Source organism: Streptomyces sp. O3, assembly GCF_054788135.1.
The window spans coordinates 110076-133197 of sequence record NZ_JBTVYK010000003.1; the positions used below are offsets into that span (position 1 = coordinate 110076).

The window sequence follows — 23122 nt, forward strand, 5'->3', positions numbered from 1 at the left end:
TTACTCTCCTTGAAGTGTGGGGACGACCATCGGCGTTCCGGTCACCGGGTCGGGGACGATCACGCTCGGCAGGTCGAACACGTCCTTGATCAGCGCGGCGTCCACGATGTCCGCGGGGTCGCCCTCGGCGACCACGCGGCCGTCCTTCATGGCGACCAGGTGGTCGGCGAACCGGCATGCCTGGTTGATGTCGTGCAGGACGGCGATCACCGTGCGGCCCTCGTCGCGCAACCGGGCGAGCAGGCCGAGGAGTTGGTACTGGTGGGTGATGTCCAGGAACGACGTGGGTTCGTCGAGCAGCAGGTAGGGCGTCCGCTGGGCGAGGACCATGGCCATCCACACCCGCTGCCGCTGACCGCCGGACAGCTCCTGCACCGGCCGGTCGCCCAGGTCCTCGACACCGGCCGCGGCCATCGCCTCGGCGACGGCCTCCTCGTCGCCGCTCGACCACATGGCCAGCAGCGACTGGTGCGGGAACCGTCCCCGGCCGACCAGCTGGCGGACCTTGATGTCGTCGGGGGCCAGCGGGTCCTGCGGCAGGAACCCGAGGTGCTTGGCCAGCGCCTTCGCCGGGTAGCCGCCGACCTCGCGGCCGTCGAACCGCACCTGCCCGGCGTCGGGCCGCAGCAGCCGCACCAGCGCCCGCAGCAGGGTGGACTTCCCGCAGGCGTTGGGGCCGACGACGGCGGTGAACGCCCCGTCGGGTACGTCCAGGCTGAGCCGGGTGGACACCACTCGGTCGCCGTAGCGCAGGGTGATGTCCCGCGCGGTCAGGCGTGCGGTCACGCGCGCCTCACCTCCTTGGTCAACAGCCAGATCAGATAGCAGCCGCCGATCGCGGTGCTCACCACGCCGACCGGCAGCGCGACGGGCGCCAGCAGCATCTGGGCGAGCAGATCGGCGCCTTGGAGCAGCACCGCACCGGTCAGCGCGGCCGGGAGCAGCGGCACTCCGGCCGCGCCCGCGAGCCTGCGGCCGATCTGCGGGGCGGCCAGCGCGATGAACGCGATCGGCCCGGCCACCGCGGTCACCGTGGCGGTGCAGCCGACGCCGACCAGGACCATCAGCAGGCGCAGCCGGTCGAGCCCGACCCCGGTGGCCACCGCGATCGCGTCGCCGAGCGACGCCTGGTGCATGGCGTGCGCGCGGGTGGCCATCAGGGTCAGCAGTACGGCGATCACCGTGAACGGAATCCACAGGTCGGCCCAGCCCACTCCGTTGAGTGAGCCCGCGCTCCAGCCGACCGCGGCGATCGCCACCTCCAGTTCGGCGCGCAGCACGATCCACGAGTTGACCGCGGTCACCATGGCGTTGACCGCGATGCCGATGACGACGAGACGCAGCCCGGAGAAGCCCCGGTCGAACGAGAGCAGATAGATGGCCGTCGCGACGAGAAGTCCACCGGCCACCGAGCCGACGGCCAACTGCGCGGAGGTGCCGGACAGTACGGTGAGGGCGACGAGTGCGCCGGTGTAGGCGCCCGCGTCGAGGCCGATGACGTCGGGGCTGCCCATCGGGTTGCGGGTGAGGTTCTGGAAGAGGGCTCCGGCCACGCCGAGTGCGGCGCCGAAGACCAGTCCGGCCAGCACCCGTGGCAGACGCCAGTCCAGGATCACCACGGAGTGTTCGGCTCCGGTGAGTACGGCCAGTACCTCGCCGGGTGTGGACCAGGACGCGCCGTAGCAGAGCCCGAGCAGTCCCAGGCCGAGCAGCAGGGCGACCAGCACCGCGGTGAGGACGACCGTGCGGCGTTCGGCCCGCGGCCGGGGCAGTGCCTTGCGTTCCCGCGGTTCGACGACGGTCACAGCGCCCCCGCCCCGTAGCGGCGGACGGCCCAGATCAGCATCGGGCCGCCGAGGAACGCGGTGACGACGGCGACCGGCACCTCGCCGGTGGGCAGCAGGACCCGCGACCCGATGTCGGCGACCAGCAGCAGGATCGGGCCGAGCACCATCGTGTAGAGGATCAGCCACGGCACCGAGCCGCCCGCCGGTCGGCGGACCAGGTGCGGCACGATCAGTCCGACGAACAGGATCGGCCCGGCGATCGCCGTCGCCGCCCCGCTGAGCACGGTGATCAGGGCCAGTGTGGCGGCCCGTACCCGGACGACGCCCGCGCCCAGCGTGTGCGCCACGCTCTCGCCGAGCGTCAGGACGCCCAGCGTCCGGCTCAGCAGCAGCGCGCCGAGCAGGGACGCTCCGATCGCGGCCAACGGCAGTTCCAGGGGCGCTTGTTCGCGGGCCGCGAGCGAGCCGACCGACCAGAACCGGTACATGTCGAAGACGTCCGGGAGCATCAGTCTGAGGCCCAGTCCGACGCCGCCGAGCACCGCGGTCAGGGCCACGCCGGTGAGCACCAGGCGCAGCGGCGAGCCGCGCCCGACCGCGGCGACCAGCAGCGCCGCGAGCACCGATCCGATGACCGCGAAGCCCAGTTCGCCCGCCTGTCCGGTGGCCAGGCCGAGCGCCGAGCCGACGGTGATGGCGAACCCGGCGCCCGCGGTGACCCCGAGGATGCCGGGTTCGGCCAGCGGGTTGCGGGCGAGGGTCTGGATCAGCGCGCCCGCGACCGCCAGGGCGGCGCCCACCGCGACGGCCAGCAGCGCGCGGGGCGCCCGGACGTCCCGCACGATCACATGGTCGTCGGTGCCCTGGAAGTCCAGCAGCGCTCGTACGACCTCGGCGGGCGGGACCGGGCGGGCGCCGATGCCGATGCTGAGTACGGCGACGGCGGCCAGCAGGACCAGTCCGCCGGCGAGCAGGCCGAGCTGCGGCGCCGCCCGTCTGGTTCTCGCCGTCTCGGGGGCGTGCCCTGCGACGGTCACTGGTCCAGCAGCGGCGCGAACGACGTGTCGATCGCGTCCAGGGTCTGCATGGCCTGCCCGTAGGTCGCGGCCTCGGTGTAGCGGATCGGGAAGGTCTTCCCGGCCTTCACGGCGGGCAGGTTCTTCCACAGCTTGGAGTCCATGACGTACTTGACCGACTCCGGGACGCTGCCGTCGGCCTTGACGGAGTAGGTGATGACGTCGGCCTCGCCGAGCGAGTCCGGGAGTTCCTCGATGGAGGGGTACTCGCTGACCGAGCGCGAGCCGGGCCCGGACTCCTTGACCTTGCCGTAGTACTCGGCGCCGATGTCCTCGGCGATGTTGGTGCCCCAGGATCCGCTGAACTCGCGCTGGAAGGTGCCCTTGGCGACGTCGCCGTACGAGCCGATGTGGCCGACCTTGTACGGGGACAGCGCGTCCTTGTACTTCTTGGCCAGCTTGTCGGCCTTGGCCTCGTACGCCTTCTGCACGGCGTCGAACTGCTTGAGCGAGCCCGCCGCGTCGGCCTGCTTGCGGGACAGTTCGCGCCACGCGGACGGCACGGTCGGGCCGATCGCCACGACGGGGGCGATGGACTCCAGCCGCTTGACGTCGATGTCGCCGAGCACCGGGGCGGGGACGCCGATGACGATGAGGTCGGGGTCGGCCTCGGCGACGGCCTCGTAGTTGGTCTCGGCCGCCTGCTCACCCGCGATCTTGGGGAGCTTCTTGTAGGTGGCCAGGTCCTCCTCGCTCATCATGGGTTCACCGCGCTGCCAGGAGGAGATCCCGACCAGCGGCGCGTCGGCCTCGATCATGACGGGTACGGCGTAGCCAGTGGCGACCACGCGCTGCGGGTCGGCGGGGATGGTGATCTTGCCGTTGTCCGCGGCGAACACCCGCGTCTCGCTCTTGTCGTCCTTCTTGGCCTTGTCCGATCCGCTGTCGGAGGACGAGGAGCCGCACCCGGTCAGGGCCAGGGCCAGCACCACGGCGCCGACGAGGCCTGACGATCTACGCATGGACATAGGGAACTCCGTATTCATGAGGCAAGGGATTTATTAGGTAAGGCTCACCTCGCTAGGTGGCCTTCAGGGCATGGCGACCGGGCAGCGGCAGGACGTCCGCCCCTGTCAGGTCAGCCAGTTGGTCAGTGGTCGTCTTCGTCGAAGTCGGCGACGCCGCGCTTCCAGTAGCCGGTGATGTCGTGGTCGGCCTTCTCCAGCCGCAGCTCGTCGCGGACCCAGCGGCGCAGCGGCTTGATCTGCCCCGCCTCGCCCGCGGCCCACACGTACACCCGCTCGCCCTCGGGCACGGTCACCGCGGTCACGGCACGCGCCAGCGCGTCGCCGGTGCCCGCCGGGCGGTCGCCGCGGTGCAGCCAGCGCACCTCGACGCCCTGGGGCGCGGAGAGCTCGATCTCCTGGGCGGCGTCGGCGACTTCGACGAACGCCCAGCCCCGCGCGCTCCGCGGCAGCTCCTCCAGCCAGCGGGCGATCGCGGGCAGCGCCGTGATGTCGCCCGCGAGCAGATAGCGGTCGTAAGTGTGCGGGACGATCAGGCCGCCGGGCGGGCCCGCGACATGCAGGACCGCGCCCGGCCGGACCTTCTGCGCCCAACCCGACGCGAGACCGCCGTCGTGCGGGGCGATGTCGATGTCGATCTCGCCCGCGACCGGGTCGTAGCGGCGCACGGTGTACTCGCGCGAGGTGGGCGCGGGCCGTGGCCAGCGCAGCATCATGCCGTTCCGCTCGGGCAGCCGCAGCGAGCCGTCCGGCTCGGGGAAGATCAGCTTCACATGCTCGTCCGGCGCGTGGGCCTCGAATCCCTTCGCGCCCGGCCCGCCCAGGGTCACCCGCAGCAGTCCGGTCCCGACCATGGCGGTCCGTACGACCTCGGTCTCCCGGAGATGGATCGGGTAGCCCACCTTCTCGGCGTGGCGGCCCGCGCGGACCTCGGCGATCCGGTCCAGGTGCCGGTGCCGGTGGTCGACGCGGGTCATGCGGCCGCTCCGGTCAGCAGGGCCGTCCAGTGGCCCAGTTCGGGCTGTTCGGCCAGGTCGGGGAATTCCAGTGTGCTCGCCCCCGCGGCGCGCCAGCGCTCGACCAGGGTCATGATCCGTACCGAGTCCAGGCCGAGGTCGAACAGGTCGTCGTCGGGCGCGATGGCGGCCGGGTCGCAGCCCAGCAGCTCCGCCACGTCGGCGCGGACGCGCTCGGGCGACAGGGTCTGGCTCGTGGTCTGGCTCACGGGCTGGCTCATCGGGCGGCTCCTGCGGGGATCGGCGCGGACAGGGCGGTCAGCGCGTCGGCGGTGGTGGTGACGACGCCGCAGCGCTGGGCGACGTACTCGCATGCCTGGTCGTGGCGTTCGCGGGAGAAGTCGGCGACCGCGTCGGCCACCAGGAACGGCCGCACGTCCCGCATGAACGCCTCGACGGCGGTGGCCTGGCAGCCGATGTGCGCGTAGACGCCGGTGATCAGCAGCTGGTCACGGCCGAGCGCGGCCAGTTGCTCGGCGAACGTGCTGCGCTGGAACGCGCTGTAGCGCCACTTGACCAGTACGGTGTCGGCCTCGGCCGGGGCGAGCGCGTCGACGACGTCCGCGGCCGCCGGGTCGGAGTCGATCACCGCGCCGATGCCGTCGCCCCAGAACTCGGTGAGCAGCCCGCGGTCCGCGGCCTCCTGCCTGCCGGGCTGCGCGGTGTAGAAGACCGGAATCCCCCGCTCGCGGGCGGCGTCGGCGAGCCGCGCGATGTTCGCGGTCACCTCGGGCACCGGAGCCCCGGCGTAGGGCGCCAGGAAGTAGCGCTGCATGTCGTGGATCAGCAGGGCCGCGCGGTCCGGGTCGGGCCGCCAGGCCACCCGCCCCGCGGGCAGTTCGGCGGCCGTGGGCAGCGGATAGGGCCGTATCTCGGGCAGGGACACACTCATCACTCCTTCCGAGCGAGTGCGGCCAGGGCCGCCCTCAGCTCGCGCTTGCTGGTCTTGCCGACGCCGGTCACCGGGAACTCCTCGACGACCTGCACCAGGTCAGGCACCTTGAACGCGGCCACCCCGCGCTCGCGTACGAAGGCGCGCAACTCCCGCCCGGTGGGCCGCTCTTGGGCCATGGGCACGACGTACGCGCAGGTCCGCTCGCCCAGATACGGGTCGGGTACCGCGACGACGGCGGCGTCGAGCACGCCCGGATGGGCCATCAGATGGTTCTCGACCTCTTCGGCCGCGACCTTCTCGCCGCCCCGGTTGATCTGCTCCTTGGCCCGGCCGACGACTTCGAGTTGCCCTGTGGGCGTACGTCGTACCAGGTCACCGGTCCGGTAGAAGCCGTCCGGGGTGAACGCGGCGGCGTTGTGCTCCTCGGCCCGGTAGTAGCCGCGGATCGTGTACGGGCCGCGGGTGAGCAGCGCGCCCACCTCGCCCGGAGCCACATCGGCGCCGGTCTCCGGGTCGACGACACGTACCTCGTCGTCAGGGGAGATCGGGCGGCCCTGGGTCCCGAGCACGATCTCGTCCGGATCGTCCAGGCGCGTGTAGCAGACCAGTCCTTCGGCCATCCCGAACACCTGCTGCAGCCGGCAGCCGAGCGCGGGGCCGATCCGTTCGGCCAGTTCGCGCCCGCACTTGGCCCCGCCGACCAGCAGCACCTCAAGAGAGGACAGATCACGGTCGGTACGGGCCGCGGCCTGCACCCAGGCAGCCGCCAGCGGCGGCACCACGCCGGTGATCGTGACCCGCTCGGCCTCGATCAGCCGGAACGCGGTGTCCGCGTCCGGCCGCGGCGCCATCACCGTGGCCGCGCCCGCGTACAGCGCGCCCAGCACTCCCGGCGAGCTGAGCGGATAGTTGTGCGCCACGGGAAGCGCGGCCAGGTAGACGCTGTCCGGGCTGAGCCCGCAGATCCCGGCGCTCTCGCGGACGCTGTAGAGGTAGTCGTCGTGGGTGCGCGGGATCAGCTTCGGCAGCCCGGTGCTCCCCCCGGAGAGCTGGAGGAACGCCACGCCCTCCGGGTCGGGGTCGGGCAGTTCGCGCGGCCCGGTCGCGGCCAGCGCGGCGAACTCATCCGACCCGACGACCAACACCTCTCGTACGGAGGGCACTTCGGAGGCGACGGCACGGGCCACGGCGGCGTGGTCGTGCCGCTCGTAGGTACCGACCGTGACGATGGCGGCGGCCTCGCTCTGCTCGGCGAAGTGCCGCAGCTCGCTGTGCCGGTGCGCGGGCAGGGCGAACACCGGCAGCACACCGGCCCGCCACATCCCGAACACCACCGGCAGGAACTCCGGGATGTTGGGCAGTTGCAACACCACCCGGTCGCCGGGCGCGAGACCGGAGTCGACCAGTCCGGCCGCGATCCGGTGGGCCCGCTCGTCCAGTTCGGCGAAGGTCCACCGGATGTCCCCGCCGATGACGGCGGTCCGCTCAGCGTACGTACCGGCGAGCGACGTCAGCAGCGCCCCGAAGGTCTCTCCCCGCCAGTGACCGGCGGCCCGGTAGCGGGCGGCGGCCTCCGGCGGCCAGGGCACATGGTCCACGGTCACGCCACGCCCTCCAGGCCGATGGCACGCAGCAGCGTGCGGAACTTCGCGGCGGTCTCGGCCAGTTCGGCGGCCGGGTCGGAGCCGTCCACGATCCCGGCCCCGGCGAACAGCCGGACCGTCCGGTCGCACACCTCGGCGCTGCGGATCGTCACCGCCCACTCGCCGTCGCCGTCGAGCCCGGTCCAGCCGACCATCCCGGCGTAGTAGCCGCGGTCCTCCGGTTCCAGGTCCGCGATGGCCGCGAGCGCCCCGGCCGCCGGGACCCCGCACACCGCGGGCGTCGGGTGCAGCGCCTCGGCGAGACCGAGCGCCGAGCTGGCGGGGTCGGCCGGGTCCGCCAGCCGCCCGGTGATCCGGGTGGACAGGTGCCACATCGTCGGCGTGCCGATCACCTCGGGCCCGTCAGGCACCTCCAGATCAGCGCAGAACCCGCCGAGTACGTCGGCCACCTGTCCGGCGGTGTGGGCGTGTTCGCCGAGGTCCTTGGCGGACTCGCGCAGCCGCGCGATCCGTTCCCGGTCGAGGGCCGCGTCGCCGGACCGGGGTATCGACCCGGCCAGCGGGTTGGCGACCACCGTCGTGCCGCGCCGGGACACCAGCAGTTCGGGGCTGGCCCCGACGAGTGTGCGCGGCGCGGGATCTCCGGGCGCGGTGACATCGGCGGCGAAGGCGTACGCGGCCGGGTCGGCCCGCACCAGCCGGGCCAGCAGCGCGGGCACCCAGACCGGGGTGTCGGCGGTCAGCTCCAGGCAGCGGGCCAGGACGACCTTGCGCAGGTCGCCGCGGCCGATGAGGTCAAGGGCGCGGCGCACACTGTCGGCGTACGCGGCGGGCTCGGGGCGCGGGGTGACCGTCCATGCCACGCCGGACTCCGCCTCGGGGGCCCGTACGGCGTCGGGAACGCCCGCGCGCCGCACCACGGACGGCACCACCAGGCCGGTCTCGGCCTCCGGGCGGAACCCGACGGCCCCGACGACCACGGGCTCGGGCAGCCCCGCCGCCGCGGCCCGGCCCAGCGCCTCGGCGGCGGCCGATGCCCGCGCTTCGCCGCCGGGCCGGACCCGGGCGTGCACGCCGTCGGCGAGCAGCGCGCCCCGCGTGGAGGAGAAGTAGAACGACCCTGGCAGATAGGCGGTCAGCAGATCGGCTGCCCGGTGTACGGGCCTGGGGCGCACAAGCGCGGATAGGGACACGTCGGCTATTCCTTTCTCAGGCGCGCAGAGTCGCGCCGCCGTCGACGAACAGGTCCTGCATGGTGATGTGCCGGGCGCGGTCGGAGACCAGGAACAGCACGGCGTCGGCGATGTCGGCCGGGTCGGCTATGCGACCCAGTGGGATGCCCACCCGGAACTGCTCGGGGGTCCCCGCGATCACCCGCGCGAGGTCGTCCTCGCCGGTCCACAGCTGCCGCTGCATCGGGGTGTCGGTCGATCCGGGCGAGACCACGTTGCACCGGATGCCGTGGCGGGCCAGTTCAAGGCCGAGGCACCGGGTGAGCATCGTGGCCGCGGCCTTGGACGCGGCGTACGCTCCCATCCCCGTACGCGGCACGCCCGCGGCGTTGGACCCGACGGTGACCAGCGAGCCGCGCCCGCGGGGCACCATCTTGCGGGCGAGTTCGCGCAGTACGGCGAACACCCCGGTGGTGTTGACGGCGAAGGTGTCCGCCCAGTCCTCGTCGGTGGTCTCATACACCAGACCCGGCCGCAGGATGCCCGCGACGGACACCCCGATGTCGACGGGCCCGATCCCGCGCTCGATCTGTTCGACCACATCGGTGACCGCGCCGGCGTCCGCCACGTCCACGACGTAGGCCACCACCCGGCCGTCCGAACGGTCCACGAGTTCGGCCAGTCCGTCGGCGTCCACGTCCAGGGCGGCGACGGTGGCGCCCTCGCGGACGAGTCCGTCCACCACGGCGGCACCGATTCCTCTGGCCGCGCCGGTGACCAGCGCGACCGAGCCGGCGACCCCCGTATTCCGGGTCGTCATACGTTCCCCCCGAGCAGATTAGGTAAGGCTAACCTAATCACTACTGAGGCTGAGCGCAAACCAGCCACCACGCAAGCCCCTGAACAGAGCTGACCCTGTGTGATGATCCGCGGGCACGCCGCGGGCCCGCAGGACTACGCCCTGCGGGCCCGAAACGCGTCTCTCCGCTACGTGAGGGTGGCCACCAGGACCGCCTTGATGGTGTGCAGCCGGTTCTCGGCCTGGTCGAAGACGACCGAGTGCGCCGACTCGAAGACCTCGTCCGTCACTTCGAGTGCGCTCAGGCCGTGCCGCTCGTGGATCTCGCGGCCCACCTTGGTACCCAGGTCATGGAAGGCCGGAAGGCAGTGCAGAAACCTGACGTCGGGGTTCCGGGCGGCTCGCAGCACGTCCATGGTCACCGCGTACGGCGCGAGCGCGGCGATCCGCTCGTCCCAGACCTCCCGCGGCTCCCCCATCGACACCCAGACGTCGGTGGCGACGAAGTCCGCCCCGCGCACGCCGTCGGCGACGTCCTCGGTGAGGGTGATCCGGGCGTCGCTGGCCGCGGCGAGCTCGTGGGCCCGTGCGACGATCTCCCCGGCGGGCCAGTAGGACGCGGGCGCGACGATCCGTACGTCCATCCCCAGCAGCGCGCCGGTGATCAGGTACGAGTTGCCCATGTTGAACCGGGCGTCGCCGAGGTAGGCGAAGGCGACCTCGCCGAGCGGCTTGGTCGTGTGCTCGGCCATGGTGAGCATGTCGGCGAGCATCTGGGTCGGGTGCCAGTCGTCGGTCAGCCCGTTGAACACGGGCACCCCGGCGTGCGCGGCGAGCTCCTCGACGGCGGCCTGGCTGTCGCCGCGGTACTCGATGCCGTCGAACATCCGGCCGAGCACCCGCGCGGTGTCGCGTACCGACTCCTTGTGCCCGATCTGCGAGCCGGAGGGGTCGAGGTACGTGGTCGACGCCCCCTGGTCGGCGGCCGCCACCTCGAAGGCGCAGCGGGTGCGCGTCGAGGTCTTCTCGAAGATCAGCGCGATGCTCTTCCCGACCAGCCGCCGGGACTCGGCCCCCGCCTTCTTGGCGGCCTTGAGCTCGGCGGCCAGGGCGATCAGGCCGCGGAACTCCTCGGCGGTGAAGTCCAGCTCCTTGAGGAAGTGGCGGCCGGTGAGGTCGGTGGCCATGGGCGCTCCTGTACTGCGAGGACGGGTCGGCAAGACGGGAAGGCTGGAAGTCTATACGACGGTCGACATTTCTATACAGGGCCCTGTTCGGTGCCGGACTCGGCGCTAGACCGGGTCGCGTTCGACCGGGCAGCTCATGCAGCGCGGGCCGCCCCTCCCCCGGCCCAGCTCGCTGCCCGGAATCTCGATCACCTCGATGCCCTGCTTGCGCAGATAGGTGTTGGTGGTCGCGTTCCGCTCGTAGGCGAGGACCACCCCCGGTTCGACCGCCAGCACATTGCAGCCGTCGTCCCACTGCTCGCGCTCCGCCGCGTGCACGTCCTGGGTGGCCGTCAGCACGCGAATGGCGCTCAGCCCCAGGGCTGAGGCGATGGCCCGGTGCATATGCTCCGGCGGGTGGTCGGTGACCTTGAGCTCCCGAGCGTCGTCGGCGGGCTCGATGGTGTACGAGCGGAGCATGCCGAGGCCCGCGTACTGCGTGAAGGTGTCCGCGTCGATCATCGTCAGCACCGTGTCCAGGTGCATGAACGCCCGGCTCTTGGGCATGTCCAGGGCCACGATCACGCTCGCGCTGCCCGCCGCGAACAGCTTGTGGGCCAGCATCTCCACGGCCTGCGGCGTCGTGCGCTCGCTCATCCCGATCAGCACCGCGCCCTTGCCGATGACCAGCACATCGCCGCCCTCGATGGTCGACGGGTAGTCGCTCTGGCCCTCCGACCAGTGGTGGAAGGCCCCGGCCTCGGGCCCGGTGAACAGCGGGTGGTGCCGGTAGATCGCCTCGAAGTGGACGGTCTCGCGCTGCCGCGCGGGCCAGCGCATCGCGTTGATCGACACCCCGTCGTAGATCCAGGCGGAGGTGTCGCGGGTGAAGAGGTGGTTGGGCAGCGGGCGCAGCAGGAAGTCGTCCAGCTCCATGGCGTGGAAGCGCACCGACGTCGGCTCCGGGTGACGCTCCAGGAACTCGCGCTTGGTCATGCCGCCGACCAGGGCCTCCACCAGGTCCGTCGACGGCGTGGTCTCCATGGCCTCGCGCAGCGGCCCGGCGGCCAGCGGCCCGTACTCCTTCTCGTCGAAGACCCGGCCGAGGACGAGGTCCCTGGCGGCCGGGACGTCCAGGGTCTCGCGCAGCAGGTCGCCGAAGAGGTGCACGGCCACGCCCCGGTCGCGCAGGACGTCGGCGAACCCGTCGTGCTCGTGGCGGGCCCGGCGCACCCACAGCACGTCGTCGAAGAGCAGGGCGTCCTTGTTGCTGGGCGTGAGGCGCTTCAGCTCGAGATCGGGGCGGTGCAGGATCACGCGGCGCAGCCGCCCGGCCTCGGAGTCGACATGGAATCCCATGGAACCCATCCTGGCCGAGACCGGGGTGCCGCGCCGTGACAATCACCGGATACCGCCGACCGGAGCCGGGAGCTGTCTTTCACAGCCGCGGGTCGACCGGCTCCGATTCGAGCGCGAGTACCGCGAAGACCGCCTCGTGCACCCGCCACAGCGGCTCGCCGTCGGCCAGCCGGTCCAGCGCCTCCAGCCCGAGCGCGTACTCCCGCAGGGCGAGCGAGCGCTTGTGGCCGAGCGAGCGTTCACGCAGCCGCCGGAGGTTGTCCGGCCTGGTGTACTCGGGACCGTAGACGATCCGCAGATACTCGCGGCCACGACACTTGACGCCGGGCTGCGCCAGGCGGCCCTTCCCGTCCCGCACCAGCGCGTCCAGCGGCTTGACGACCATGCCCTCGCCGCCCCGCCCGGTCATCTCCAGCCACCAGTCGACGCCCGCCTGTACGGACGCGTCGTCGCCGGTGTCGACATACAGCCGCCGGGTGGTGCGCAGCAGCCCCGAACCGTCGTGCTCGATCATCCGGTCGAGCAGCGCGAGCTGCTGGTCGTGCGGCAGCCCGGCCAGGCTGCGCCCCCGCACGGCCAGCAGCTGGAACGGCGCGAGCCGCACCCCGTCCAGGCCGTCGGTGTCCCAGCAGTAGCGGCGGTACGCGTCCGTGAACGCGGCGGCGTCCGCGGCCCGGTCCCGCTGTCCGGCCAGCAGCTCACCGGCTCCGTCCACCCCGCGCGCCGCGGCCGCTTCGACGGCGGCCAGGGCGTCGGGGAAGACCGCGCCGGAGGCGGCGCCCACGGCCGCGTACTGCTTGCGGAGCAGCCCGGAGGCCTTGAGCGACCAGGGCAGCAGCTCCGCGTCGAGCAGCAGCCAGTCGGTCGCCAGCTCCTCCCAGAGCCCGGCATCGGTGACCGCGGTGCGCAGCCGGTCCAGGACCTCTTCGGTGACGGACGGGTCGTCGAAGAAGGGGCGGCCGGTACGTGTGCAGACCGAGCCGGTCGGGCCGTCAGCCCCGGTCAGGCCGCCCGCGACGCCGAAGCGCTCGCGCGCCGTCCGCGCGTCCCGGCAGAGCAGCACCACCGCCCGCGAGCCCATGTGCTTCTCCTCGCACACCACGCGCCGCACGCCGTCCGCCGCGTACTGCGCGAACGCCTCCGCCGGGTGCTCCAGGTAGCTGTCGCGCCGGGACGTCGCGGTCGGCGCCATGGTCGGCGGCAGATACGGCAGCAGCCTCGGGTCGACGGCGAAGCGGCTCATCACCTCAAGCGCCGCCGCCGCGTTCTCCTCGCGCACCGAGATCCGCCCCGCGTGCCGGGTCTCGACGACCCGGCGGCCCTGGACGTCGCCGAGGTCCAGCGGGCGTCCCTCATGCCCGCCGGGCGCCTCGGTGGCCAACGGCTTGGCGGGCTCGTACCAGACCCGCTCGGCCGGTACGTCGACCAGCTCGCGCTCCGGCCAGCGCAGCGCCGTCATCTTCCCGCCGAACACCGCGCCGGTGTCCAGGCAGATCGTGTTGTTCACCCAGGAGGTACTGGGCACGGGTGTGTGGCCGTACACCACGGCGGCCCGGCCGCGGTACTCCTCCGCCCACGGGTAGCGCACGGGCAGCCCGAACGCGTCGGTCTCGCCCGTGGTGTCGCCGTACAGCGCGTGCGAGCGCACCCGCCCCGAGGTGCGGCCGTGGTACTTCTCGGGCAGCCCGGCGTGGCAGACGACGAGCTTGCCCTCGTCGAGGACGTAGTGGCTGACCAGACCGTCGATGAACTCCCGCACCTGTGCGCGGAACTCCTCGCTCTCCCCTTCCAGTTGCGCGAGGGTCTCGGCGAGACCGTGGGTGTGCTGGACGTTTCTTCCCTTGAGGTAACGGCCGAGCTTGTTCTCATGGTTCCCGGGCACGCACAGCGCGTCGCCGGAGGCGACCATCGACATCACCCGGCGCAGGACGCCCGGACTGTCCGGGCCCCGGTCGACCAGGTCGCCGACGAAGACGGCCGTACGGCCGTCGGGGTGCGAGCCGTCCACATAGCCGAGCTTGCCGAGCAGGGTCTCCAGCTCGGAGCGGCAGCCGTGGACGTCGCCGATGATGTCGAAGGGGCCGGTGAGGTGGGTGAGGTCGTTGTAGCGGCGCTCCAGGGAGATCTCGGCGCGCTCGATCTCCTCCACGCCGCGCAGGACGTGCACCTTGCGGAAGCCCTCGCGCTCCAGGTGGCGCAGGGAGCGGCGCAGTTCGCGCTGGTGGCGCTGGATGACGCGGCGCGGCAGCGCGGCCCGGTCGGGGCGGTTCGCGTTGCGCTCGGCGCACACCTGCTCCGGGACGTCCAGGACGATCGCGATCGGCAGCACATCGTGCTGGCGCGCCAGCTGGATCAGCTGTCTGCGGCCGTCGGACTGCACGTTGGTGGCGTCGACGACGGTGCGGCGGCCCGCGGCGAGGCGCTTGCCCGCGATGTAGTGCAGGACGTCGAAGGCGTCGCGGCTGGCGCTCTGGTCGTTCTCGTCGTCGGCGACGAGTCCGCGGCAGAAGTCGCTGGAGACGACCTCGGTCGGCGTGAAGTGCCGGGCGGCGAAGGTGGACTTGCCGGAGCCGGTGGCGCCGACCAGGACGACCAGGGACAGGTCGGTCACGGCGAGGGTGGTCATACCGCCCGCACTCCCTTCTGGTTCTCGTTGCGCTGGCTCTCGTTGCGCTGGCTGCCGTTTCGCTGATTCCCGTTCCGCTGGTTCTCGCTGTCGCTGAGGCGGAACACGGCCATCTGGGTCGGCGGGCCCACCTCGGGGTCGTCCAGGCCGACGGGCCTGAACTCCACTCCGTACCCGTGGCGTTCGGCGACGGCGCCAGCCCAGGCGCGGAACTCCTGGCGGGTCCACTCGAAGCGGTGGTCGCCGTGGCGCGCGTGTCCGGCCGGAAGCGTCTCCCAGCGCACGTTGTACTCGACGTTCGGCGTGGTCACCAGCACGGTACGCGGCCGGGCCGAGCCGAACACGGCGTACTCCAGGGCGGGCAGCCGCTCCAGGTCGACGTGCTCGACGACCTCGCTCAGCACCGCCGCGTCGTACCCCTTGAGGCGCTTGTCGGTGTACGCGAGCGAACCCTGGAGGAGCCGCACCCGGTCCGCCTGGCGCTCCCCCATCCGCTCGACCTTCAGCCGCCGCGCGGCGGTGGTCAGCGCGCGCATCGACACGTCGACGCCCACGATCTCGGTGAACCGCACGTCCTTCAGCAGCGCCTGCACCAGCTGGCCCTGCCCGCAGCCCAGGTCGAGCACACGGCTCGCGCCGCACTCGGTGAGCGCGTCGAGGATCGCCTCGCGGCGGAGTACGGCGAGCGGCACCGGCTTCTCCTCGGTGTCGGCGTCCTCGTCCACCGCGTTGTCGATCTCCTCGACCTCGGTGTCGTCCGTGTCGGCGAGTCGCGCCAGTTCGAGCCGCTCGCGCGCCTCGCGGGTCAGCGACCGGCGGCGCGCCAGATAGCGGCTGGTGATGAGCTCCTGCTCCGGGTGGTCGGCCAGCCAGCCGTCACCGGCCCGCAGCAGCTTGTCCACCTCGTCGGGCGCGACCCAGTAGTGCTTGGCGTCGTCCAGCACCGGCAGCAGCACATACAGGTGTCGCAGCGCCTGTGCGAGCGTCAGTTCGCCCTCCAGCACGAGGCGTACATACCGCGAGTCACCCCAGGCGGGAAACCTCTCGTCCAGGGCGATCGGATCGGCCGTAACCGTCCAGCCCAGCGGCGCGAAGAGCCTGCCGACCAGTTCGGGGCCGCCGTGCGCGGGGAGCGCGGGCACCTCGATCCGCAGCGGCAGCGGCCGCTCCACCAGCTCGGGGCGCGCGGCGCAGACGCCCCGCAGGGCGCTCTTGAACACCGCGCTGAGGGCGACGGCCAGCAGCGAGGACGCCGCGTACGGACGGTCGTTGACGTATTGGGCGAGGGCCGAGTCGGGCGCGCCGCCCCGGCCCTTGCCTCTGCCGCGCCGCACCAGCGCCACGGGGTCCACGTCGAGCAGCAGCGCGGCCGTGCAGCGCTCGGCGGACGCCTCGGGGTAGAGGACCCGCGCCACACCATGGGCCAGGTGCTCCACCCGCATCCGGTCGGGATGCTTGTGGAGCAGGAACCCCAGGTCGGTGGCGGGCTGCTCGGCGGTGCCGGTGGCACTGATCGTCAGGAACACCCTCCCGAGTATGGGCGGCCTGGCGACCTCTGGACCAGCGGTTTTCCCCGGCGCGCTAGGGCAGCTGCGAGCCCACCTGCGAGGAGATCAGGTCCAGGTGGTCCAGGTCGTCCAGATCCAGGATCTGGAGGTAGATCCGCTGGCAGCCGGCCTCCGCGTACCGGCCGATCTTGTCGACCACCTCGTCCGGGGAACCGGCGAGGCCGTTGGCCTTCAGTTCCGCCACATCGCGCCCGATCACGGCGGCCCGGCGGGCCACCTCGGCGTCATCCTTGCCCACGCACGCGACCAGGGCGTTGGAGTACACCAGGTCGTCGCCGCCGCGTCCGGCCTCCTGTGCGGCGGCCCGGACCCGGCCGAACTGCCGCTCGCTGTCGGCGACCGAGGCGAAGGGGATGTTGAACTCGTCGGCGTACCGCGCGGCCAGCCGGGGAGTGCGGGTCTTGCCATGGCCGCCGATCAGGATCGGGACCTTGGTCTGGGTCGGCTTGGGCAGGGCGGGTGAGTCGGTCAGCCGGTAGTAGGCGCCGTCGTAGTCGAAGGTGCTGCCGGTCTCGGTGGCCCAGAGCCCGGTGACGATGGCCAGCTGCTCCTCGAGCCGGGCGAACCGCTCCTTGGGGAAGGGGATGCCGTACGCACGGTGCTCCTCCCCGAACCAGCCTGCCCCTAGGCCCAGTTCGACCCGGCCGCCGGACATCTGGTCGACCTGCGCGACCTGGATGGCCAGCACACCCGGAAGCCGGAAGGTGCCCGCCGTCATCAGGGTGCCGAGACGGATGCGCCGCGTCTCACGGGCGAGCCCGGCGAGCGTGATCCAGGCGTCGGTGGGTCCCGGCAGCCCGTCGCTGGAACCCATGCTCAGGTAGTGGTCGGAGCGGAAGAAGGCGTCAAACCCCAGGTCTTCGGTGGCCTTGGCCACGGTCAGCAGCGTGTCATAGGTCGCCCCCTGCTGGGGCTCGGTGAAGATACGGAGATCCATGCCTCCATCCTGCCCGCTCAGCGGCGGACTTCGGGTGCGCGGCCACGGCGGGCCGAACGGATGTCGCAGGTCAGTCACGGCTGCCCCGATCTCCTTGCGTGACGCGGGGCGCCGCGGGTTGGCTCTCAGCTGTGCGAGACTCCTCGCACACCCACACGGGCAGCTGACAGCTACGACGCACACAGACGCATACACACGCACGACGGGACCCGGCCTGGCGAAGGGCGACCTCGCAGCGGAGGACCGTCGGATCGGGGGATCCACTCATGACGCAGCCACCACCCGACGGGTACGGCTATCCGCAGCAGCCGCCACCGGGCATGCCGGGGCAGCAGCCGCCCTACGGCCAGCCCCCGCAGCAGCCCGGCTTCGGCCAGCCGCAGCCGGGCATGCCCCCGCAAGGCATGCCCCCACAGGGCATGCCGCCCCAGCCGGGACCGTACGGGCAGCAGCCTCCCGGCCCGCCGCCCGGCCCACCCGGAGCGCCCTACGGGGGGATGCCGCAGCAGCCCGGCGGGATGCCTCCCCAGCAGCCGCCAGGAGGAGGCGCCTCCAGCGGCAAGACCGTCGGCGTCATCCTCGCGGCGGTGGCCGCCATCGGCCTGATCGGCGGCGGCGTCTACTTCCTCACCAAGGACGACGACGAGGGCAAGAAGGACCCGCCGCCGCTGGCCGACCCCTCGATCCCGATCCCCTCCCTCTCCATCAAGCCCCCGGACCTGAAGACCCCCGGCGGAGACGACTCCAAGGACAAGCCGTCCGACGGAGACAAGCCGTCCGCCGACGCCCCCGGCAGCGGCGGCGCGTCGGACGACGGCCTGCGCGGAATCTGGCGGACGAACACCGACAAGCGGGCGTCGCTCATCGTCGGGACCAAGCGAACCTTCGGGGCCGACAAGGGCAAGCGTTCGATGTCGTACCTCGGGTTCCACAATGACTCCCGCTGCCGCGGCATGGGCGAGGAGGAGGACGGCGGCAAGTCGCTCAAGGTCGACTTCGTGTGTACGAAGAAGGGCGACACCGAGCGGAAGAACGTCTCGGCGACCGGCACGGTGAACGGCGACACCATCGAGTTGAAGTGGCCGGACGGCAGCACCGAGAGCTTCGACCGCGCCAAGTAGGCCGTCCGTTCGGCGGCGCGAGCGGCCGTGGGGTTTCCGGGCGGTCGCCCGGACCTCGCCGGACGCTCGCGTCACCGCGAAACTCGCCCGTCACCTCGCGCGGGTGAAAATCCGTCGGCACCGTGGACCGTGCCGCCCGAGCCAGTGACCACCCCGCACAGTGATCGTTGGCTCGGGCGGAGCCGGACCGCCCGGCACCCGCACCGGCGGCCCATGCCGGGCGTCGCTTCGCACCACCGCCTCTCCCCTGGCCGGGAGAGCCAGGGCCGAGGAGTCCGCCATGTCCCAGGAATCCGCGCCTGAGCAGGCCGCGCCGTCCGTACCCGAGCAGGACGGCGGTCAGCCCAAGAGCCTGCTCCAGCAGATGGAGGAGCTGATGGCGGCACTCAACGCCGACCTGACCCAGCTGGACGCCGATCTCCAGTCGTCCGGCACCCGTAGTGCCCCGACGGGCGATGACACCCCCTCCTGACACCGGCTCCCCACTCAAGGCGGGCCCGCCTTGGCGTCCGGGGCGGACAGGCCTCGCTCGCGGACCGCGAGACGGCGAAGCATCTCCAGTACCCGGTCCCGCGACTCATCGGCGGCGTCGATGGCCTCAACACACTGCCAATAGCACGGCTCCTGGTCCACCGAGCAGGCCACGCCCACGAGCGCGATCCCGACCTCTCCCAGCAGACCGCCCAGACCGCCCAGCGTCCGTCGCGCGTCAGCGACACCCGTGAGCCGCGCCGCGCGTATCCCGTCGTGCCCCAGCGGCGGGGGCCCCAGAGCCCCGCACCCCCGGCCGCTGATCTCGCTCAGCCCCAGCGCCTCGCCCCGCAGTTCCGGGGGCCCGCCGACCGCGAGCCGGCTGCCTATCGCCTGCGCGAGGGCCTGCGCCTGCCACGCCTCCGCCATGATGTCCGCCGCTTCCTCACTCCGCGCCAGAGCACCCCTGCTCGCGCGAATGAGCCGCTCCGCGTCCATACGCCACCCCCGTCCATCCCACACTGCCGACCACTCCGCCGCTTGCACGCCGTTAAGGTTCCACTACCCAGAGTGAAGGCAATCAGCCCGAAAGACCAGGGGAATTCGGGAATCTGTGGACAGAATTTCGACTGTGGATATCTCCATCACTCCGCAGAGTGACGACGAGGGATCACTGGCGCGGACGAACCCACCGGATAGCGCCGCTCGTTGCGGTCGATTTTGGCCGCCAGGGCCGCCAGCGGGTCGACTCCGAGCACTTCGCACAGCTGCAGCAGATAGGCCAGGACATCAGCGACTTCGTCCCGCACCCGGTGCGCCGACTCCGGGTCGTCCATCACCCGCGCCGACTGCTCGGGAGTCAACCACTGGAAGATCTCCACCAGTTCGGCGGCCTCCACGCTGAGCGCCGAGGTGAGGTTCTTGGGCGTGTGGTACGGCTGCCAGTCCCGCGCCGCCGCGAAATCCGCCAGCCTGCGCTGTAGCTGCTCTACATCCAGTTGTCCGGTCACGGCCTCAGGTGTACCACCGTCACACCGTCCACGCCGCACACGCCCGCCCCACCCACGGCATCCCCCACCGAGCCCACCAGCCGGACGCGCCCCCTGCCGCACATCCGCACCGCGAGCCCCAGCAGCTCCCGCGCCTGCCGGGTGTCCATGTCGCGCGCGACCCCGTCCGCCAGCACCGTGAGCGTCTGGTACGGCGACGGCACCTCGGCGACCGGGTCGACCGCCAGCACCCCCGGCCCGGTGAGCAGCACCGACGCCAGTGCCAGATACCGCAGTTCGCCGTCGCCGAGACGCTCCACCGGCATCGCCGCCCGCCCGGCGCCGCGCGCGAGCACCGCCCGTACCGTCCCGTCCGTGAGCACATCGGCCCGCACATCCGTAACCGGCCCGGCGCACCCCGCCCGCACCGCCGCCACCAACGCCGCGTACCGTGCCGCGCACTCCCCCTTGGTCCGCCGCAGCACCTCGGCGAGGTTGCCGCAGTCGCCCCGCAGGCGCCCGTCCCCGACCGGCACCGGCGCCCGCATCCCGGCGGGCCGCGGATCACAGGGGAACACCGACCGCAGCGCCACCACCATCTGCTCGGCCGCGGCCAGCACCCGCCGTTGCCCCGCGGTCTTGCCCGCGACCCGCAGCGGCAGCAGCGCCGTGCCCAGGCGGTCGTCCGGCAGCGGCGCCCTCGTCACCGGCGTCGTACCCGCCGTGTGCCACGCCGCCTGGACGGAGCGCCGCGACGGATCGCGCAGCGCCGACTCCAGGAGCACCACCGAGCCGGACGTCAACCGCTCGCCGACCACCCGGAGTTCGGGCTCGGCCTGCACCGCGAGGTCGAGCCGGACCGGGCCCACAGGACCGACGACGGTGCAGCCGATCCGGAATCCACGTCGCCGCTGACGGTCCGGCCGGGCCCGCTCCGGTACACACCCCACCGGATCGGGAAACACCTCGCCGAGTGCCGTGCCCCCGGCGAGCCGCGCTAACGCCTCGTAGGCCTCCAGCGCACTGGACTTGCCGCTGCCGCTCGGCCCCGCGAAGAGCGTGACCGGGCCGAGGGAGAGGTCCGCGCCCCGGTGCGACTTGAAGGCGGAGAGCCGCAGTTCGCTGACGGCGGGCCCACCGCCCGCGCTCCAGCCGCCCGTATACACGCCTGCCGCGCCTGCCGTATCCACCGTATCCGCCGTGTCCGCCGCAGCCGTCGCTTCTGTCAGGGTCTCGGTATCCGTCGCGCCGTCCCACATCACAGTCATATGCGTGACGCTAGGTACCACTGATGCGCAGAACCCTTCCTCCTAACGGATCTTCCTACTATCGGGGGACGTCGACGCCTTCAGTCACCGTGGCCGCGCCGTCCACCAGCTCCCGTACCTCGGTGCCCGACGGGGCCAGCAGGAAGACGTTCCGTTCGACCCGGTGCATGCCGCAGCCGAGACCGAAGACGACCCCGCTGCTGAAGTCCAGGACGCGCTTGGCGACATCGCTCTCCGCGCCGGACAGGTCGAGCAGCACGGGCACGCGGGCCATCACCGTCTGGGCGACATCGCGCGCGTCGGAGAACACGTTCACCCGCATCACCACGAAACGCCGCCTGGCCGCCCCCTTCACCTCGGTCTTCGCCTCGGACATCGCCCGATGCCCCGGCCAGGAAGGCCATGCGTTACGGCTGCGCAGCGGTACGACCTGGGCGAGCCCTTCCCACTGTGCGTCGGTGACGTCGTGGCTGTTCATGCCCCACCCCGTCCGGGCTCATACTGAATGACTGACCGGACAATTCTTACGCGACTCACCCGATCGGCCCAACACCGACACGGGGTCGGCGGCCCGCGCGTCGGCTGGCTACGGTGACGGGCGTTCGTCACGGTGGACGACCGTGACGCGATATCCGGGTCCCGGCGTCTCCAGTTCGTCGACCACGGCGACCGCCAAGTCCTCCGCGCTGATCCAGGATCGGCCGTCGGCGCGGGTGAGCAGGGTGTCAGTGCCACGCAGGTAGCCGCCGGTACGGTCGCCGGGTTCCAGCAGGGCGGGTGGGCTCAGATAGGCCCAGTCGCCATGGGCGTGGGCCTCGCACACGCGCAACTGGGCGACCCCGGCCGTGGCGACGTCCCGCCAGGCGGCGGGCACATACGCGGGGTCGTCGGCGACCAGCTCGCGGTCGTCCGGGCTGTGCAACGCGCCCGCGCCGCCCACCACCAGGACGCGGGCCCCGAGCTCCGCCGCGATGTCCAGCACCGTACGGGTGACGTCGACCAGGAACCGCTGGTCGACCGGAAAGGTCCGCACGGCCAGCACGACGGCGTCCACGGAGGCGGCCAAGGCGGTGGCCGCAGCGGCGTCCACGGCGGCGTGCACGCCGCGGGCAGCCGGGCCCGCCAGCGCCTCACGCAGGGCGTCCGGGTCGCTCGCGTCGACCGCGACCGGTATCGCGTTCGGCTCCACGGACCCCGGCTTCCGGGACAGGGCTAGGGCGTGTGTCGGACACACGCCCTAGTGCCCGGTGTCCCCGTGCGCTGGCCTCGGTGACCACCCGGCCGCCGACCATTCCGGTAGCGCCGAGAACGGCGATCGTCATCATCGAGCCTTCCTTAGTCCGAATCGCTCCGGGGGACGCAGCTGCGCGGCGAGCATGGCGGCCAGGGCGAGCACGAAGCCAAGGGCCTGCGGCAGACTCAGCGACTCGCCGAGCACGACCCCGGCCACGGCCGCGACCAGCGGAGACAGCAGCACCAGCGGCGCGGACGCGCCGACCGGCAGCCGTCCGATCCCGCGGAACCACAGCGTGTACGCGATCAGCCCGCCCATGCTGCCGAGCCACAGATAGCCGCCGACGGCTCCGGCGTCGATCCGCTCCGGCACCCCCTCGACAGCGAGGGTGAACGGGAGCAACATCAGCCCGCCGGCCGCCAGTTGCCACCCGGCCAGGGTGAGCGGACCGACGCCTTCCGGCCGTCCCCAGCGCTTGGTGAGGACGAGCCCGCCAGCCATGGTGGCCGTACCGCCCAGGCCCGCGACCACCCCGACGGCGTCCAGCCGGGCCGTCGGCCCCAGCACCACGAGCCCGACGCCGAGCACACCGATCACGCCCCACGCCAGCCGCCAGGGCGTCGGCCGGTCGCGTACGACCACGACGGCGAGCCCGGCGACCAGCAACGGCTGGGCGGCGCCGAGGGTGGCGGCGACACCGCCGGGAAGCCGTTCGGCCGCGAGGAACAACAGGGGGAAGAACGCGCCGATGTTGAGCGCGCCGAGGACGGCGGCCTTCCACCACCACTCCCCGCGCGGCAGCACACGGGTGATCGCCAGCGCGAGCAGCCCGGCGGGCAGCGCGCGCATCAGCCCGGCGAACAACGGATGCCCGGCGGGCAGCAGCTCCGTGGTCACGGCGTAGGTGGTGCCCCAGGCCGCGGGGGCCAGTGCGGTCAGTGCGACGGTCGCCGCGTACGGCGCGAACGGGGCGCGCGGCGGACCCGGTGGCCGCTCGGTCAAGGTAGCCATGCCGGAAGTCTCGACGAGCGATCACCATGACTCCAAAGCATGGTTGTTATAACAGCTA

General features: G+C 72.3%; 22 protein-coding genes and 1 pseudogene. 2 read left to right on the forward strand and 21 right to left on the reverse strand.

The genetic code is table 11. The features are described from left to right. The 15 genes from ACX6XY_RS02940 to ACX6XY_RS03010 all read right to left on the reverse strand — a co-directional run bounded on the left by ACX6XY_RS02940 (window position 1) and on the right by ACX6XY_RS03010 (window position 16970). Window positions 1–786: an ABC transporter ATP-binding protein gene (locus ACX6XY_RS02940; protein WP_460325954.1), complete on the reverse strand. Its 786-nt coding sequence runs from the start codon at window positions 784–786 to the stop codon at window positions 1–3. Next, window positions 783–1805: a FecCD family ABC transporter permease gene (locus ACX6XY_RS02945; RefSeq protein WP_460325956.1), complete on the reverse strand. Its 1023-nt coding sequence runs from the start codon at window positions 1803–1805 to the stop codon at window positions 783–785. The genes ACX6XY_RS02940 and ACX6XY_RS02945 overlap by 4 nt, the downstream gene beginning before the upstream one ends. Continuing rightward, a complete protein-coding gene (locus ACX6XY_RS02950) occupies window positions 1802–2824 on the reverse strand; it encodes a FecCD family ABC transporter permease (protein ID WP_460325958.1) in 1023 nt (340 codons plus the stop codon). The genes ACX6XY_RS02945 and ACX6XY_RS02950 overlap by 4 nt, the downstream gene beginning before the upstream one ends. Further along, on the reverse strand, window positions 2821–3831 hold the full coding sequence (locus tag ACX6XY_RS02955; RefSeq protein WP_460325960.1) for an ABC transporter substrate-binding protein: 1011 nt from the start codon (window positions 3829–3831) through the stop codon (window positions 2821–2823). The genes ACX6XY_RS02950 and ACX6XY_RS02955 overlap by 4 nt, the downstream gene beginning before the upstream one ends. 122 nt (window positions 3832–3953) lie before the next feature. Next, on the reverse strand, window positions 3954–4805 hold the full coding sequence (locus ACX6XY_RS02960; RefSeq protein ID WP_460325962.1) for a siderophore-interacting protein: 852 nt from the start codon (window positions 4803–4805) through the stop codon (window positions 3954–3956). After that, window positions 4802–5065, reverse strand: a complete 264-nt coding sequence (locus tag ACX6XY_RS02965; protein WP_460325964.1) for a phosphopantetheine-binding protein — start codon at window positions 5063–5065, stop codon at window positions 4802–4804. The genes ACX6XY_RS02960 and ACX6XY_RS02965 overlap by 4 nt, the downstream gene beginning before the upstream one ends. Continuing rightward, on the reverse strand, window positions 5062–5736 hold the full coding sequence (locus ACX6XY_RS02970) for an isochorismatase family protein (protein ID WP_460325966.1): 675 nt from the start codon (window positions 5734–5736) through the stop codon (window positions 5062–5064). Before ACX6XY_RS02970 ends, ACX6XY_RS02965 begins: the two co-directional genes overlap by 4 nt. Further along, a complete protein-coding gene (locus tag ACX6XY_RS02975; RefSeq protein WP_460325968.1) occupies window positions 5736–7343 on the reverse strand; it encodes a (2,3-dihydroxybenzoyl)adenylate synthase in 1608 nt (535 codons plus the stop codon). Before ACX6XY_RS02975 ends, ACX6XY_RS02970 begins: the two co-directional genes overlap by 1 nt. Beyond that, window positions 7340–8536, reverse strand: a complete 1197-nt coding sequence (locus ACX6XY_RS02980; RefSeq protein ID WP_460325970.1) for an isochorismate synthase — start codon at window positions 8534–8536, stop codon at window positions 7340–7342. The genes ACX6XY_RS02975 and ACX6XY_RS02980 overlap by 4 nt, the downstream gene beginning before the upstream one ends. A gap of 16 nt (window positions 8537–8552) precedes the next feature. Continuing rightward, window positions 8553–9335 (reverse strand): 2,3-dihydro-2,3-dihydroxybenzoate dehydrogenase, encoded by a 783-nt coding sequence (locus tag ACX6XY_RS02985; protein ID WP_460325972.1) that lies wholly within the window; start codon window positions 9333–9335, stop codon window positions 8553–8555. 167 nt (window positions 9336–9502) lie between these two features. Then, window positions 9503–10501 (reverse strand): ornithine carbamoyltransferase, encoded by a 999-nt coding sequence (argF, locus tag ACX6XY_RS02990; protein WP_460325974.1) that lies wholly within the window; start codon window positions 10499–10501, stop codon window positions 9503–9505. A gap of 105 nt (window positions 10502–10606) precedes the next feature. Then, on the reverse strand, window positions 10607–11839 hold the full coding sequence (locus ACX6XY_RS02995; RefSeq protein WP_460325976.1) for an arginine deiminase: 1233 nt from the start codon (window positions 11837–11839) through the stop codon (window positions 10607–10609). 79 nt (window positions 11840–11918) lie between these two features. Further along, window positions 11919–14465, reverse strand: coding sequence for a polynucleotide kinase-phosphatase (locus ACX6XY_RS03000; protein WP_460325978.1), 2547 nt, complete (start codon window positions 14463–14465; stop codon window positions 11919–11921). Further along, window positions 14462–15991, reverse strand: coding sequence for a 3' terminal RNA ribose 2'-O-methyltransferase Hen1 (locus ACX6XY_RS03005; RefSeq protein WP_460325980.1), 1530 nt, complete (start codon window positions 15989–15991; stop codon window positions 14462–14464). The genes ACX6XY_RS03000 and ACX6XY_RS03005 overlap by 4 nt, the downstream gene beginning before the upstream one ends. 55 nt (window positions 15992–16046) lie before the next feature. After that, on the reverse strand, window positions 16047–16970 hold the full coding sequence (locus tag ACX6XY_RS03010; RefSeq protein ID WP_460325982.1) for an LLM class F420-dependent oxidoreductase: 924 nt from the start codon (window positions 16968–16970) through the stop codon (window positions 16047–16049). Between the two features lie 266 nt (window positions 16971–17236). Here ACX6XY_RS03010 and ACX6XY_RS03015 point away from each other — a divergent pair, with 266 nt between their 5' ends. Both ACX6XY_RS03015 and ACX6XY_RS03020 read left to right on the forward strand, forming a co-directional pair. Then, window positions 17237–18091, forward strand: coding sequence for a hypothetical protein (locus ACX6XY_RS03015; protein ID WP_460325984.1), 855 nt, complete (start codon window positions 17237–17239; stop codon window positions 18089–18091). 280 nt (window positions 18092–18371) lie between these two features. Further along, window positions 18372–18563: a hypothetical protein gene (locus tag ACX6XY_RS03020; RefSeq protein WP_460325986.1), complete on the forward strand. Its 192-nt coding sequence runs from the start codon at window positions 18372–18374 to the stop codon at window positions 18561–18563. A 14-nt stretch (window positions 18564–18577) separates the two neighbouring features. Here ACX6XY_RS03020 and ACX6XY_RS03025 read toward each other — a convergent pair whose 3' ends face one another. From ACX6XY_RS03025 to ACX6XY_RS03050, 6 genes and pseudogenes are all read right to left on the reverse strand, one after another. Continuing rightward, window positions 18578–19060: a DUF6099 family protein gene (locus ACX6XY_RS03025; RefSeq protein ID WP_460325988.1), complete on the reverse strand. Its 483-nt coding sequence runs from the start codon at window positions 19058–19060 to the stop codon at window positions 18578–18580. A gap of 146 nt (window positions 19061–19206) precedes the next feature. Next, a complete protein-coding gene (locus ACX6XY_RS03030; protein WP_460325990.1) occupies window positions 19207–19572 on the reverse strand; it encodes a nucleotide pyrophosphohydrolase in 366 nt (121 codons plus the stop codon). After that, window positions 19569–20819 carry an AAA family ATPase gene (locus ACX6XY_RS03035; protein WP_460325992.1) on the reverse strand — a complete coding sequence of 417 codons (1251 nt, stop codon included), beginning with the start codon at window positions 20817–20819 and terminating at the stop codon, window positions 19569–19571. The genes ACX6XY_RS03030 and ACX6XY_RS03035 overlap by 4 nt, the downstream gene beginning before the upstream one ends. Window positions 20820–20877: 58 nt before the next feature. Beyond that, window positions 20878–21297 carry a cell division protein SepF gene (locus ACX6XY_RS03040; RefSeq protein WP_460325994.1) on the reverse strand — a complete coding sequence of 140 codons (420 nt, stop codon included), beginning with the start codon at window positions 21295–21297 and terminating at the stop codon, window positions 20878–20880. A gap of 108 nt (window positions 21298–21405) precedes the next feature. Further along, window positions 21406–22141 (reverse strand): annotated as a pseudogene (locus ACX6XY_RS03045) (NAD(P)-dependent oxidoreductase). After that, a complete protein-coding gene (locus ACX6XY_RS03050) occupies window positions 22141–23064 on the reverse strand; it encodes an EamA family transporter (protein WP_460325996.1) in 924 nt (307 codons plus the stop codon). The pseudogene ACX6XY_RS03045 and the gene ACX6XY_RS03050 overlap by 1 nt, the downstream one beginning before the upstream one ends. Between the last annotated feature and the right edge of the window lie 58 nt (window positions 23065–23122).

What these genes read in the sequence shown, in the direction of transcription:
- ACX6XY_RS03035 (WP_460325992.1), bottom strand. Translation starts at nt 20,819, where the DNA reads ATGACTGTGATGTGGGACGGCGCGACGGATACCGAGACCCTGACAGAA.
- ACX6XY_RS02960 (WP_460325962.1), bottom strand. Translation starts at nt 4,805, where the DNA reads ATGACCCGCGTCGACCACCGGCACCGGCACCTGGACCGGATCGCCGAG.
- ACX6XY_RS03040 (WP_460325994.1), bottom strand. Translation starts at nt 21,297, where the DNA reads ATGAACAGCCACGACGTCACCGACGCACAGTGGGAAGGGCTCGCCCAG.
- ACX6XY_RS03020 (WP_460325986.1), top strand. Translation starts at nt 18,372, where the DNA reads ATGTCCCAGGAATCCGCGCCTGAGCAGGCCGCGCCGTCCGTACCCGAG.
- ACX6XY_RS02955 (WP_460325960.1), bottom strand. Translation starts at nt 3,831, where the DNA reads ATGTCCATGCGTAGATCGTCAGGCCTCGTCGGCGCCGTGGTGCTGGCC.
- ACX6XY_RS02995 (WP_460325976.1), bottom strand. Translation starts at nt 11,839, where the DNA reads ATGGGATTCCATGTCGACTCCGAGGCCGGGCGGCTGCGCCGCGTGATC.
- argF (WP_460325974.1), bottom strand. Translation starts at nt 10,501, where the DNA reads ATGGCCACCGACCTCACCGGCCGCCACTTCCTCAAGGAGCTGGACTTC.
- ACX6XY_RS02965 (WP_460325964.1), bottom strand. Translation starts at nt 5,065, where the DNA reads ATGAGCCAGCCCGTGAGCCAGACCACGAGCCAGACCCTGTCGCCCGAG.
- ACX6XY_RS03015 (WP_460325984.1), top strand. Translation starts at nt 17,237, where the DNA reads ATGACGCAGCCACCACCCGACGGGTACGGCTATCCGCAGCAGCCGCCA.
- ACX6XY_RS03010 (WP_460325982.1), bottom strand. Translation starts at nt 16,970, where the DNA reads ATGGATCTCCGTATCTTCACCGAGCCCCAGCAGGGGGCGACCTATGAC.
- ACX6XY_RS03025 (WP_460325988.1), bottom strand. Translation starts at nt 19,060, where the DNA reads ATGGACGCGGAGCGGCTCATTCGCGCGAGCAGGGGTGCTCTGGCGCGG.
- ACX6XY_RS02985 (WP_460325972.1), bottom strand. Translation starts at nt 9,335, where the DNA reads ATGACGACCCGGAATACGGGGGTCGCCGGCTCGGTCGCGCTGGTCACC.
- ACX6XY_RS03050 (WP_460325996.1), bottom strand. Translation starts at nt 23,064, where the DNA reads ATGGCTACCTTGACCGAGCGGCCACCGGGTCCGCCGCGCGCCCCGTTC.
- ACX6XY_RS03000 (WP_460325978.1), bottom strand. Translation starts at nt 14,465, where the DNA reads ATGACCACCCTCGCCGTGACCGACCTGTCCCTGGTCGTCCTGGTCGGC.
- ACX6XY_RS02970 (WP_460325966.1), bottom strand. Translation starts at nt 5,736, where the DNA reads ATGAGTGTGTCCCTGCCCGAGATACGGCCCTATCCGCTGCCCACGGCC.